At 43.5% G+C, this 12457-nt stretch carries 14 protein-coding genes; 13 read left to right on the top strand and 1 reads right to left on the bottom strand.

Annotated features, from left to right (window positions below; translation table 11 throughout):
* The first annotated feature begins 3 nt into the window (after window positions 1-3).
* The 13 genes from DHL47_RS07065 to DHL47_RS07010 all read left to right on the top strand — a co-directional run bounded on the left by DHL47_RS07065 (window position 4) and on the right by DHL47_RS07010 (window position 10836).
* Window positions 4-867: a phage tail family protein gene (locus DHL47_RS07065; RefSeq protein WP_209551366.1), complete on the top strand. Its 864-nt coding sequence runs from the start codon at window positions 4-6 to the stop codon at window positions 865-867.
* A 12-nt stretch (window positions 868-879) separates the two neighbouring features.
* Complete coding sequence (locus DHL47_RS07060; protein ID WP_209551365.1) at window positions 880-4503, top strand: phage tail protein; 3624 nt, start codon at window positions 880-882, stop codon at window positions 4501-4503.
* Between the two features lie 14 nt (window positions 4504-4517).
* Complete coding sequence (locus DHL47_RS07055) at window positions 4518-4745, top strand: hypothetical protein (protein WP_209551364.1); 228 nt, start codon at window positions 4518-4520, stop codon at window positions 4743-4745.
* Window positions 4742-5317 carry a hypothetical protein gene (locus DHL47_RS07050; protein WP_209551363.1) on the top strand — a complete coding sequence of 192 codons (576 nt, stop codon included), beginning with the start codon at window positions 4742-4744 and terminating at the stop codon, window positions 5315-5317. The genes DHL47_RS07055 and DHL47_RS07050 overlap by 4 nt, the downstream gene beginning before the upstream one ends.
* A gap of 14 nt (window positions 5318-5331) precedes the next feature.
* Window positions 5332-5748 (top strand): phage holin family protein, encoded by a 417-nt coding sequence (locus DHL47_RS07045; RefSeq protein ID WP_245335576.1) that lies wholly within the window; start codon window positions 5332-5334, stop codon window positions 5746-5748.
* The gene (locus DHL47_RS07040; protein ID WP_209551362.1) at window positions 5745-5957 is read left to right on the top strand and encodes a phage holin; all 213 of its coding nucleotides are present in this window, start codon (window positions 5745-5747) and stop codon (window positions 5955-5957) included. The genes DHL47_RS07045 and DHL47_RS07040 overlap by 4 nt, the downstream gene beginning before the upstream one ends.
* 9 nt (window positions 5958-5966) lie before the next feature.
* Window positions 5967-6758 carry a peptidoglycan recognition protein family protein gene (locus DHL47_RS07035; RefSeq protein WP_209551361.1) on the top strand — a complete coding sequence of 264 codons (792 nt, stop codon included), beginning with the start codon at window positions 5967-5969 and terminating at the stop codon, window positions 6756-6758.
* Window positions 6759-7168: 410 nt separating this feature from the next.
* The gene (lepB, locus tag DHL47_RS07030; protein ID WP_209551360.1) at window positions 7169-7726 is read left to right on the top strand and encodes a signal peptidase I; all 558 of its coding nucleotides are present in this window, start codon (window positions 7169-7171) and stop codon (window positions 7724-7726) included.
* A gap of 555 nt (window positions 7727-8281) precedes the next feature.
* The gene (locus DHL47_RS07025) at window positions 8282-8698 is read left to right on the top strand and encodes a ubiquitin carboxyl-hydrolase (RefSeq protein ID WP_209551359.1); all 417 of its coding nucleotides are present in this window, start codon (window positions 8282-8284) and stop codon (window positions 8696-8698) included.
* Window positions 8699-9208: a hypothetical protein gene (locus DHL47_RS13390; protein ID WP_245335575.1), complete on the top strand. Its 510-nt coding sequence runs from the start codon at window positions 8699-8701 to the stop codon at window positions 9206-9208.
* Window positions 9209-9237: 29 nt separating this feature from the next.
* A complete protein-coding gene (locus DHL47_RS13385; RefSeq protein WP_245335574.1) occupies window positions 9238-10110 on the top strand; it encodes a hypothetical protein in 873 nt (290 codons plus the stop codon).
* Complete coding sequence (locus tag DHL47_RS07015; protein ID WP_209551358.1) at window positions 10092-10502, top strand: hypothetical protein; 411 nt, start codon at window positions 10092-10094, stop codon at window positions 10500-10502. The genes DHL47_RS13385 and DHL47_RS07015 overlap by 19 nt, the downstream gene beginning before the upstream one ends.
* A gap of 19 nt (window positions 10503-10521) precedes the next feature.
* The gene (locus DHL47_RS07010) at window positions 10522-10836 is read left to right on the top strand and encodes a hypothetical protein (RefSeq protein WP_209551357.1); all 315 of its coding nucleotides are present in this window, start codon (window positions 10522-10524) and stop codon (window positions 10834-10836) included.
* A 31-nt stretch (window positions 10837-10867) separates the two neighbouring features.
* Here DHL47_RS07010 and DHL47_RS07005 read toward each other — a convergent pair whose 3' ends face one another.
* Window positions 10868-12058, bottom strand: coding sequence for a cation diffusion facilitator family transporter (locus tag DHL47_RS07005; RefSeq protein WP_209551356.1), 1191 nt, complete (start codon window positions 12056-12058; stop codon window positions 10868-10870).
* Between the last annotated feature and the right edge of the window lie 399 nt (window positions 12059-12457).

The raw sequence follows: 12457 nt of genomic DNA, 5'->3' as shown, positions 1-12457 counted from the left end.
ACTATGGATTTATTAATTAAACAAGATTCCTATGAAGTGAAATTATCACAGCTAGGGATTTACAACATCAATATTGACGATAGCTCGCCCTCTATCGAGATAGACAGGCGAACCGTCAAGGGGCGCAGCGGATATATCCACGATGGTGTGACCCTGCGCCAGAAAAAGATAAAAGTAACAGGCAGGCTGGCGGTCGCTGGCCTGCAGGCTTTTATGGAAAAGAAAGACGACTTGATTGGTTTGCTCTGTGGTGATGCACCCTACTATGTCACTAAGATGTATCCTGACCAAGACGACCTGTACAGTTTCGAGCTTCCTGGAACGAAAACAGGGGATTTGAACTTGCTGACTATTCCGCACACAGCTTGGAAATACCGATACAAGGTTAATCTTAACAATGAAATTGAGTTTTCGTTTATTGGTAAGTCCGAACAAGGATTGAAGTATAATCTTGCTTTCGAGCTAGTAACGGCTGAAATGCCCTTTGGTGAAACGATTCCCAAAGACATTGTTTTGTCCGGCGGCATGATTCCTTATGCTGGCACGGCTGCTTTCAGTCAATTAGAAGTACCTTATACGGTCGAGCTGACATCCAGCGCCAGCCAAACCAGTTTCTTTCTGGAAATCGACGGCAGACGATGGACTTATAATCACTCAGCAACGCCGATCCAAGAGGGTGAGAAGCTGCTCTTGACTGGAGTTGAAAGTCGGATTTATAAAGGTATTGCTCTGCCGGATCTGAATATCAACGCTCGGACAAATTACGAGTACTTCGTCATCAAGCCAAATCCGCTGAAGCAAGTTCGCTATTCTACGAATTTCCGTGGGACTGTCAAAGTTTTAGGCTTTAAAGAATTGTATAAGTAAGGAGGTGATAGCTTGATTATTTTTATTGATGAATCAGGGGCAGAGTACAGCGCGTTAGCTACTTACTCAGTTACCAATGCAGTGAATGGTGAGCGGTCCGTTTCCGGTACGATTTACACCAACGACAAAGTCTTGCAGGGGCTTGATCGCGGCTGGCGTTTTCAGCTGGATGATGAAATCTACCGGGTCACTTATGCCAAGCCGAACGATACCGGACGACAAATTGAAGTAGAATTTGACGCAGTGCATCAATTTTTCTACGACTTTGGCAAGTCGAATGTCTATGAAGGTCTTGAAGACGGCTCGCATACTTACAAAACCTACCTCGAGACAATTTTCAAAGATAGTGGATATTCATATGCTCTCGAAGTAGATGTCAACGCTATCCGCAAAGAGGGTTTTAATAACAAAACCCGGCTTTCGCTGTTCAACGACATCATCACAGCTGCGGGGTTAGAGTTTTCAGTTCACGGCCGTGTGGTCCGTATCCTGAAGCGAGTTGGTACTGATTTGTCTACTGTAGTTCGTAAGAACTTCAATATGAACGAGCTGAAGATTGAAAAGAATATCAATGATTTCATTACTTGTCAGCGCGGTCTGGGGGCTTGGAAAGACGAAAATGACCACAGCAAGGGGCGTTACACTGCCGAATACACCAGCTCGCTGGCTCGGGTATACGGTAAAATTGAGGGCGAGCCTGTAGTGGACGAACGTTACAAAGAAACAGGCGAACTGCTGGCACGGCTAAAGAAAAACGTTGATGAATCTTATAAAATCTCAGTAGAGATTGATATGGAAGATTTGGCCCAGGCAGGCTATCGTTATGATTTGCCAGTGGCGGGTGACTACATCATGGCCATTAACGAAACACTGGGATTTAAGCAACGGGTGCGCATCGTGTCCTTTGTCAGCGAGTATGACATCAAAGGACAGTTAGTCAACCGCAAAGTCACCTGTAACGACATCGGGAGCGTACAGCGTCACACCAGCACCATGAACGGCCTTTCAAAGCGAATGAATGGCATTACCGCAGAAAGTGAAAAGGCAGTCGCTATCGCTACACAGGCTCTTGTGTCTGCCGATGGTAAAAGCAAGGTCTTTTTCAGCGACACTAAGCCAAAGGGACGCTTCAACAAAGGCGACAAGCTTTATTTGCAGGTTGGTGATAAGACCGAGATGCACTTTTGGAATGGGTCGGAGTGGCAGCTTGAACCGCTGGGGTTTGACCTCGAAAAATTCAAGGAAGAATACAACAGCAAGGTAACGGCTATCGAAGACAGTATCAAGTCGAATGAAGCAAAAGCTGCCGAAGCCCTGCAAAAGGCTGGCGCTATAGTGGATAGTGCAGAGCTGACACGGAAGATCAATCATACTGCTTCGAGCAAAATCGGGGAGCTGCGAGCGGCACTAACCAGTCAGCTTGAAGCTTACAGCCGAACCGAGACAGCTTCGCAGCTGGAAATCGTACGGGCACAGATGAATGATAAATTCGTCGCCAAAAGCCAGTATGTCGAAGACCTGCAGGGGGTGAAGCAGAGGTTTGATAACTTCGGTGTAGGTGGGCGGAATTATATTCGCGGTTCGAAAGAAATGACAATCGGAACTGGTGCATGGTCTACAGCTACTTTTCGGGCAAGCGGGGCGGGGGCTATCGCTTCGGTAGATATAGCCTCCTCGCCAGTTGTGGGGTATGCAAAAGCCATTCGCGTAACCTCAAGTGACGCGAAATCGCAAATCGGTATCTGCCAAGATAATTTCGCTATGAAGCCGGGGACTTATACTATGTCAGTCTGGGTCAAAGGCACTGCTGGTCAAAAAGTGAAGCTGCAAGGATACTGGTCGGCAAATGATAATACTGGTATTGGCCCGATTGTCACTTTAAAAAGTAATGACTGGACCAGATTAACATTTACTAGCAAAACAGAAACCACAGGCAACATCTCGATTGGATATATCTATCTAGTACAAAGTAAAAAAGGAGACTATCTCGATGTGTTAGCTCCGCAACTAGAAGATGGTACATTTGCGACTGCAAACTCTGAAGCTCCAGAAGATACTGGGCACCGTCTCAGTGCACAATTAGCCGAATATCGCACCGGTATTGACGGACGTTTTGCGGAGCTAGCCAACGTCTACACGAATAAGACGGAGTTTCAAAACGTGTCTGAGACAGTCAAGCTTTATGACCGGGTCATTGGCACGACCGAGGATAAGATTAAGTCTAATCTGGCCCGGATGACCATGACGGACAGTCTCTTTCAGACGGAGGTCAGCAAGGTCGTGGATAGAAGTTTGGCAGTGACTAACTACGTTCAGGACCCGTATACGATGGGGGATTACGAATTTTGGTCACCTTCCAAAACCACAGAAACAAAATTTTTGGATTCGAAATACAAGACAGGGTTGTACAGCGGCATTCTCGTTGACGTAAAAACACCAGACGAATATCAAGCGATCCTGCTGCCTCTTTATCCAATCGATGAAAAAAATGCCGAAAAGGGCGTCACTCTGTCTTTTACTGTAATATTTACAGGCGAACTTGAATTTGCAGCAAATCTATACAGAAAAATCTCTAATATCCATCCTTATTTTTCCACCAGCGCCGTTTTACTACATGAGACAGGAAGTAGTACAAAAAAGAAATTGTCAGTCACGATACCTTACTCACGAGTAAAAAATGATGTGAATATTACAGAACTTTATCTTTGTATCGGTTTCAAAGGCACAGGCAGTGTCACGTTTGCTCAACCATCTGTTACGGCGGGGATAACGCCTTTGCCAGAGAACTATGCACCTTCATTCGCGGAAAGGATCCAATCAATCGCAAGCACTGTCCAAACACAAATGAACAACTCTTGGGCTGTTAAATCTTTGAACGGGGCTGGAGATATTGTGTCACAAATCAATATGACAGACGGCAATGTCAAGATTGCTGGTAAGCTGGTGCATATCACTGGCCAGACCTTGATTGACGACGCGGCGATTACCAGTGCGAAAATTAAGGATTTGTCAGCAGATAAAATCACGACTGGGACGCTGAACGCTAAGACTGTTAATATCGTCAACATGGATGCCAAAAGCGTAACATCGGGCACCTTCACTGGTCTGACCTATATTGGCGGGGAGATCAAAGCTTTAAACGACGCCATGTCGATTAATTTGAACACAGCCAAGACAACCTACAATAAGGAAGCGGCAATAGAATTTACAAAGTCGCGAAATTCCTTATATCGCAAAAAAGACGATGTGACAGCGTTTCTCCATTTCAACGATTACGGAAGCAGCATTTATGCAGCGTTAGGAACTACATCACACAACGCCGGGCAGGATTCCGGATCGTCTAAATTTGCAGGAATCAAAACTTTCCGTTCAGATGATAATCATGACTACACTGAAATTTATGGTGATAAAACCGTGTTCAGGCATGCACAATTATCAGCCCAAAACATGTCAGAGAATAGGAATTTTGCGATCAATGTGACAGAATTAGACAAAAACTATACCCTTACCCAGCTAATAGCTTCCTTAAAAGGATTGTGGGCAATCTGGGAACACGCAAAAAATGTTAAATATAACCTTTCGGACAGCAATTTACAACTCTCGATCCACACAGAATGGACGAAACATAGAATCTAGTTAGGAGAACCTATATGAATGAACAAACCTATCAGGAATCGTTGCAGCTGCTGGCTACCAAATTAGCCACGGCCGAAATGGTATCGGCACAGTACCAGGCATTGCTGAAACAGACCGAGGCTCAAAAAGCAGAGCTGACCGATACACTGCAGAAAATCCAATCAGTGCTGGATTCCAGCGAGGAGCTGAAGACACTGTTTGACGAAACAGAAGCTAAAATCAATCAAGGAGGCAATGAATGACTTTTGAAGTAAAAGATGTGTCGCGGCGCTACGGCGAAAATGGCGAAGTCACACAGACGATTGTCAACATCTATCAGGCCACGCCGTACTTTGCGACTGCGTCCTATCCCTTGGACGGCGATCATACCAGCAAAGACAAAGACGACCTGCTGGCGCTGGTAAAAGCAGAGTTTTTTAAAGAGCAGTACACGGCATATGCCCACAAAGAGCTTGAAAAAAAAGTCCAGAGCAACGCTGCTAATCTGGAAGATGTGCAGGCCGTTGCCAACAGGGTGGACCGGCTGTCAGAGCTTGTTATTGGCTATCTGGTGGCTAATGGTGATGTTCCGCAGACGACTTATACAGAAATTGCCAAAGTGCTGCCCGCGTTGGTAACTAACAAGCGGTATGGCAATGGTGATTTGATTGCTATGCCATACCACGCAGACGGCAATGCGAAGTGGCCGAAAGGTACACCGACGATTTATCGCTTTGCTATGGCTGCAGGCGACGGATACACCTACAAATCACAAACAGTTGAAAAAATGGTACAGGACGGTGTGCTGTCCGTTATCGTACCGAAATTAAATTAAAAAAGGAGAACATAATGCCAAAAAGCGTTTTTTTTGAATGGTCGCAGATTATGCGGTCTATGGTTGACACACAAGATAAGCTGATTTTCTTTACTTTGACTCTCATCATGGGGGCTATGGTCATTGATTTTCTGACTGGGACATTGGCAGCGAAAATCAATCCAAACATCGAATTTAAGAGCAAAGCTGGTATTAACGGTATTATTCGTAAGATTGCCAGTATTGCCTTGCTGTCGTTCTGTATCCCGCTTTCTATCCTGCTGCCCGAAGGCATTGGGCTGGGAGCGTTGCAGATTTTATATTTAGGTTATCTTTTCTTTGAGCTCAAATCCATTCTGGAGAATTTTGATAAGCTCGGTATTAACACTTTGCTTTTTAAAGAGTTCATCGAAAAATTTTCCAAAACTAATAATCAGGAGGACAAGAAATGAAATTGTCAAACAGGCAATATGATATTGCCAAAACAGCTGTCACCGTTATTGCTCCAGCAGCAATCACATTAATTACTGGCCTTGGTGCGCTGTATAAGTTCGATACAACAGCCATCACAGGCACTATCGCGCTGTTTACGACCTTTTCCGGGACAGTGCTGGGTATTTCCAGCAAAAACTACAATGACGGCGCAGAATCTGACGAATAGGAGGTAAACATGGCATTACCAACTAAGAATATCAATGGCGATATTTTCAGCGGCTTAATAACCGATGTAGACCCTAACGTGATGAATGCGGATGGCAATCGGGTTAGCGTGGACTATATCGTTATCCACCACAACGCTACGACTAATGATGCCGTAGCTCGTGGTACATGGTATGTGGGCGGTGCGGCTGGTACTTCTGCGCACTATCAGGTAACGCCTGACAGGCTCTGGGGCTGCGTGGGCGAAAATATGGTCGCATACCATGCTGGGAATTATCCGATGAACCAGCGGTCGATCGGAATTGAGCATCTAAACGAGACAGGCGCACCGACTTGGACGATTGCAGAAGCAACCTATCAGAGGTCGGCGGCATTAATTGCAGACATCTGCCAGCGTTATGGTATCCCGATTGACCGGCAGCATATCATCAAGCACGGCGAGGTAAGCGCGACGGCTTGCCCTGGCGGCATTGATATTGACCGGCTGGTTCGTATGGCCCAGCAAATCGCAAACGGTGGAGGAGCGACACCAGCAAACGCTCCGAGACAACAAGAAGAACAAAAGAAAGTAGGACAAAAAGATATGTTAGTTATGCGTAGTAAATCAGGTAAACAAGGTTACGTGGGAATTATTGGTGACAGTGCTTTTGGCATTGGCAGTATTGAGACAGTGCAGGAGCTGCAAAAAGCAGGGGCTGGACATGCTAGCTTGCCAGATGCCGACTTTGAACGCGTTATCGCCGCGGTCAACCTTGACACTGCCAAACTGCAGGAAATCGCAAAAGGTCTGAACCTTAAATAAAACAGAAAAAAAATACAATAGAAAGGCTCTTTCTTAAGATTGATACATTGCCCCGGCCAAATGGCTGGGGCTTTTTTGCGTGTTTTGAGAGGGGCAAAAAAGGGGCATAAGTTTAAAACTTTTGTAAATTAATCCTAAAATTTGAACAAGGTTTTATTCTATTGAATCCTTATTTTACGGGGTTTTGTCCGTTCTGTTAGTCATTCGCTCGATGTTCGTCGTATCCGCACCATTCGTTAATTTGCTGATGAAAACCTTGCTGGCAGTCGCTAAAGACTGGCAGCAGGTTTTTTTGTCTTAGAGCTGTTTGCTGCGGCATTTCATTTTTTTGCAATCAGAATGATAGAAAACTGACTTTGTGTATTTTTCCTAAACATGGTATAATAAAACAAAAGAAGTGGGAGAGGCGAATGGTAAAAAGGGATTTACTAAGAAATATTATTATTTTTTCAATTATTGCAGCTATTGTTATAGGCTTGAGAATCTTCATTTATACCCCTTATCGGGTGACGGAGCAAGACAGCAATTCTTACTTGGCAGAAAACGACCTAGTCTTGGCGACCAGAAAGCAAGACATCAAGCGCGGAGATTTTGTTCTCTACGAGGTGGACGACAAGGACTACGTCGGCCGGGTCATTGCTCTGGAAAAGGATCAGGTAACCTATATGGACAACCTGCTCTATCTGAACGGTCAGGTCATGTCGGAAGAGTATATCGAAGAAATGCGGGAAAAATACCTGGCTTCAGCCGCCAGCACCGGCTATTATACTCACGACTTTTCAGTTCAGGAGCTCAAAGGTGCAGACGGAGACAGGGTAGCTCGGGCTTCTTATCTGGTCCTCAATGACCGGCGGGAGAACAATAAGGACAGCCGGGAGTTTGGACTGATTAAGGCTGACCAGATTAAGGGAGTCGTTGAGTTCCGTCTCTCTCCGCTGAGCAAATTCGGCTTTATTAAAAATAAATAAACCCAAGATTGATTTGCAGCCAAGGTGAAAGTGCCTTGGTTTTTTTATAAATTCTTATCAGACCTCTATGATATCATTTTTAGTTTTCGAACAAGTCTATTGATGAGTTAATGGATAGCAGTATGAATGATTTAGTTTCGCTTATGGTATCGTCATTTGGTTTAACTTTTATTACTTTGTTAGTTCAGCAGTCGAGATTCTTATTTATTTCAGGTTGTGGATGGGAGTCTGTCCCACCTCATCAGCTTTGCTCCAACAGCTTGGGAGGCTGTTGGAGATTGTAGATAAGGCAAGCGAAGCTTGCATCAGACCTACTTTTGAGACTTCCTAACGGTCTTTTATCCGCAACCTCAAAGCAGTGCTTTGAGCAGCTCGCTGCCCTATCATCCTATATTTTAAGCGATAGACTGAAACGGTCCCTCGGACAGTTTCACTGCTAAAGGCAAATGAAAAGACTATAATGAAATTGTAAAAAGTAAAAACTTTTGCTAAAATATGCTATACTCATGTTAGTTCATTCAGAAACTTTATGCTCTATAAAAGAAAGGAGTATTTATGAAAATTTCTAAGTTGCTGTTGGCAGCATTTATTGGATTTCTGGCTATAGGGATTCTTAGTGCTTGTAATCTGCAGAAAAAAACAGAACAGAAGAGGGAAGTGACCTTGACGACAGAGGAAAAGAAAGTCTTACGAAAAGAGGAAGAGAAAATAGCCCTTTTTCTACTCAATCACTATGAGGATGTTAAAAAGATTGAGTTTGTAAATTTCTATAAAGGTGGATTTGGGACAGAGAGTTCCATATCAGTCAGAGTTAATTCGACGACCTATATAAAGCCTATTACATTTGGTGCTCAAAATGGGGAGTATGTCATAGGTTATGATCCTGATAAATTTCATTTATTGGAAAAAGAAATTCCAACCAAAGTTGAGAATCTTGAAAATGTTGAAGTAAAATACTATAGAGGGGAATGAATGACGGTTATAACTGATAAAGAATATAATAAATTAGCAGTAGAGGCTTATAAACTTGATCCCAAAGAGAATCTTGACATAAATGACCAACGAGTTGTCGGTGATATCTTTAAAATTGATGGCCGTCAATTCCAAGTTATCGATGCTACTGGCAATTCTGCTGAGCCAACGGACAACAGTATGCAGGCTATGGCTGTTGCTCCTCTTGATGCGAATGGGAATGTGGACTATAGTCAGGTTGTGGTTTCTTATGTAGGGACCAATTTTAGCGATAAGCTGGATGTTCTGAATGATATTGAAAATCTTGGCTTCGGTTTCCAGGATAAGATGTTTACGGATTTTCCATCAATGTGGGATATTGGGAAAAGAATATTGAGCGGGGAAGGAGTAGCAGAGAGTACTGGCAAAGAAACAATTAAAAATACAGTTGATGTCCAATCTAAGACAGCGGTAGAGTTTGCCCAGAGGGTGGAAAAAAAGTTCGTAAAGAAAATCCAAATGCTGTTATAACGACGAACGGTCATTCTTTGGGTGAATCTATGGCTCTTTATACAGCTCTAAAAATGGGGTGGAATAATGTTGGGTTTAATGGCCCGGATATTCATAATATTATTTCAGATGAGGAAATAGCTTATATGCAAGAGCATTCAGAGCAGTTTCGAAATTTTAGAAATCCCAATGATATGATTTTAGGAAATATATTAGGAAATAAAACGGGAGTAGCCATCTATGTAAATATGACAGATGCGAGTTTTGTTGATGAAGTTTTGCAAATTTTACAAGACGATAAGCTCTCGCGGCAAGAAAAGATGGATAGAATTTATAGCTTAGGAGATAAATATCATAGTTATAATACGTGGCAATTCAATAAAATAGGTCAGCTCATTGATGAAAATGGCAATGTTGTGATTAATACTGCAAAAGGAAATGCCAATACTCTAATCTCAGAAACGAAAGTCAAAATGTTGCGCTATTATAGTCTAAAAACGCTGCTTACAGAAAGCGGTGGAGGTCTAAATAGCAATGAGAAAATCTTTTTGGATAGCGAGCAGGCTGCAATTGGAGCAGAAGCATTAATCAAAGCGGCTCAGCAAACTCTTGATCAGATTAAGATTGAAAAACAAAGAGGGGTGGAAGAAGCGGAAGCTCTTTTTGAAACGACTAAATCTCCGCTTATGATTAACACCCTTAGTCCTTATGAGATTGAGGAAGCTTTTTTGGCGGGAGGAGTGAGTTATGAAACTATCGTGAAAAATGTTGAAAACTCTTTGGAAAAGAAGCGTCATGAAGCTAGTCAAATTTTAGACGAAATAACTCGATTGAAAGAACAAATAGTAGCTGGTATTAATAAGCGACTTGAGGAAGATGCGGCTTTAGCAGGAGAATTTAATCAATGGACAAATTTGAATTAGCACAGCGGGAAATTGAAAAGAAGAGTAGAGAATTAGATGACTTGGAAGACTATCATCAAGCCAAACTGAAAGAATTTGATGCTAAAAGTGACTATTTTCAAACTGCTTGGCAGTCAATACAAGGACTTCTTGATGAAAAATATGAGGAAACGTTGTACTATTTGAGGGCTACGGATGCTGATCAGAGCTTTTACGAAGTTCTTAATAGAGAAATAGGAGCTTATCAAATGATGTCGGAAGAGGCATTGGTACAGGCACGAAGAGACTTAGAGATAGAAGTTTCAGAAGAGGAGAAAGTTTTTCGAAAGAAAAGAAAGCAGCTGGATCAGGATTTGGATGAAGCATTTAGACGCAGACGTTTAGCAGCTGATCAAGAAAATCAAGAGCGGTAGATTAAGGAAGTGATATAAAATGGTAAAGACAATGCTTGAAAATATTACGGATGTTTTTACAAACGGAGGATTAGATGATTTAGGTGCTCGTCTGAATGACATCAAAAGACAGATCGAGAAAACTTTAATTACAAATGTCTATGCTCCGCATGCTCTTCAAAAGCGTGACTCTATTAAATCTAAATCAAAGCAAGAAATTAGTAAAATTGCAAAAGAAGGGGAGTCCGCCCTGCAAGGAGTGAATGATACTTTGGATAGTGCCATAAAAGGTCAATGGTCAACGGCGGTTAGAGAGGCTATTACAGAGTCAAGTAATAAATATAATAAAATCTGACAAATAAAAAGACAACAGGTCCTTTTTGTGACTAGTTGTCTTTTTTTGTTTCCTGATGAAAGATATTTTTCCAGCTTTCGTGGCGGCGCCAGAGACTGGTATGGATGATACCGTCCATTTCATAGCGTATCAGCTTGGTTTTTTGGCTGATTGAGAGGAGCTCGAAGTTCTGGATAGGCGTCTGCTCGGTTCTTTCTGCCTGAAACTCTGCCTTGTCCAGCTCACGGCCGTCTTGGGAAATGTAGATAAATTCCGAAGCGAGCAGGCTATCCAGCTGGCTGCCTTGATCTACCAGCTGCTCACGCATGAGCAGGTTTTGGGCGACATTGTCCAGCCTCTCTTCCTCTGGCAGGGGGGCTGGCTCGATGTGAATATCGGTGTCAAAGACGCCGAAGCGTTCCTGCAGCATTTCTTCGACCTGGTCGCAGATTTCGTGGCTTTCATAGACGGACAGGTCGGGATTCATTTCCAGAATCAGATCCAGATAGATATTGCTGCCGTAGGTTCGGCCCCGCTGGGATTTGACAGAAGTAATCTTAGGGATTTGCAGAATGGCCTTTTTATAGTCTTCCAGCAGGTTTTCATCAAAGCCATCGGACAGGCTGAAGGAGGATTCCATGAAAATATCATAGGCGGTCTTGAGGATAAAGAAGGTGATAATGATAGCGACAATCTTATCAACCAGAGGGAAATTAAGGGCGCTGGCGATGATGGCGACTGAGGTCCCCAGTGAGGTCAGGGCATCGGACAGATTGTCCTTGGCAGCGGCATCCAGAGCCTTGGAATGGGCTCGTTTGGCCAGAGCTTTATTGTAAAAATAAACCCCAAACATGACGATAGCAGAAAGGAGTCCAACGATGGCACCGAGGGGGTCAATCCGCGTTTCCTGATTGGAAATAATCTTCTGGATAGTCTCCATCAAAACATCAAAACCAACAAAAAACATAATGAAAGAAGTGATCAGACTGGCCAAATCTTCCATTTTCCAATGGCCGAATCGGTGGTCCCTGTCGGCCGGTTTGCGGGCCATACGCAGGCCGATGAGGACGGCAATATTGGCTACGATGTCCGAGATGTTGTTAAAACCGTCGGCTGTCAAACTGGAGGACTGGAGGCTGGCTCCGGCAATCAGCTTGGCAGAGGAGAGGATCAGATAGGTCAGGATAGCCAAGATGGCTCCCCGCTCAGCCAGTTTGAGATTCTTAGATGGGTGATTGTTCATGGCTCCTCCTTCGCTGCAATAAGAACCGGCAGTGAGCTTTTAAAATACGCTTATTATAGCAGATTCTGACTGATTTTTCAATTTTAAGGCTAGAGAATTTTTGAAGATGAGGCAGGAGGAAATCATAGTTTTCAGCTCAGAAAAATGCTATAATAGTCTCATTGCTGCTCAATGAAAATCAAAGAACAGACTAGAAAACGAGCCGCAGGCAGCTCAAATCACTGCTTTGAGGTTCGGATAGGACTTGCAAAGCAAGTCTCAACTTTGTTCGTCTTTTAGACTCCAAAAAGCTCCTACATTGAGGAAAACTCTGTTTTCCCCCATCCCCAACCTCTCACAGTCCCCCGGACTGTTTTGACACAAACTGCGTTTGTTTTATCCCCAACCTCTCCCAGTCCC

It is taken from the genome of Streptococcus panodentis (assembly GCF_017884005.1).
GTDB lineage: Bacteria > Bacillota > Bacilli > Lactobacillales > Streptococcaceae > Streptococcus > Streptococcus panodentis.
Note: the sequence above shows the minus strand (reverse complement) of the source record. Positions and strands in the feature narration are given on the sequence as shown.

Bases quoted from the DNA above. Each gene is read 5' to 3' on its own strand.
- DHL47_RS07040 (WP_209551362.1), top strand. From the start codon at position 5,745: ATGAAATTGTCAAACAGGCAATATGATATTGCCAAAACAGCTGTCACC.
- DHL47_RS13385 (WP_245335574.1), top strand. From the start codon at position 9,238: ATGGCTCTTTATACAGCTCTAAAAATGGGGTGGAATAATGTTGGGTTT.
- DHL47_RS13390 (WP_245335575.1), top strand. From the start codon at position 8,699: ATGACGGTTATAACTGATAAAGAATATAATAAATTAGCAGTAGAGGCT.
- DHL47_RS07055 (WP_209551364.1), top strand. From the start codon at position 4,518: ATGAATGAACAAACCTATCAGGAATCGTTGCAGCTGCTGGCTACCAAA.
- DHL47_RS07010 (WP_209551357.1), top strand. From the start codon at position 10,522: ATGGTAAAGACAATGCTTGAAAATATTACGGATGTTTTTACAAACGGA.
- DHL47_RS07005 (WP_209551356.1), bottom strand. From the start codon at position 12,058: ATGAACAATCACCCATCTAAGAATCTCAAACTGGCTGAGCGGGGAGCC.
- lepB (WP_209551360.1), top strand. From the start codon at position 7,169: ATGGTAAAAAGGGATTTACTAAGAAATATTATTATTTTTTCAATTATT.
- DHL47_RS07065 (WP_209551366.1), top strand. From the start codon at position 4: ATGGATTTATTAATTAAACAAGATTCCTATGAAGTGAAATTATCACAG.
- DHL47_RS07045 (WP_245335576.1), top strand. From the start codon at position 5,332: ATGCCAAAAAGCGTTTTTTTTGAATGGTCGCAGATTATGCGGTCTATG.
- DHL47_RS07050 (WP_209551363.1), top strand. From the start codon at position 4,742: ATGACTTTTGAAGTAAAAGATGTGTCGCGGCGCTACGGCGAAAATGGC.
- DHL47_RS07025 (WP_209551359.1), top strand. From the start codon at position 8,282: ATGAAAATTTCTAAGTTGCTGTTGGCAGCATTTATTGGATTTCTGGCT.
- DHL47_RS07035 (WP_209551361.1), top strand. From the start codon at position 5,967: ATGGCATTACCAACTAAGAATATCAATGGCGATATTTTCAGCGGCTTA.
- DHL47_RS07015 (WP_209551358.1), top strand. From the start codon at position 10,092: ATGGACAAATTTGAATTAGCACAGCGGGAAATTGAAAAGAAGAGTAGA.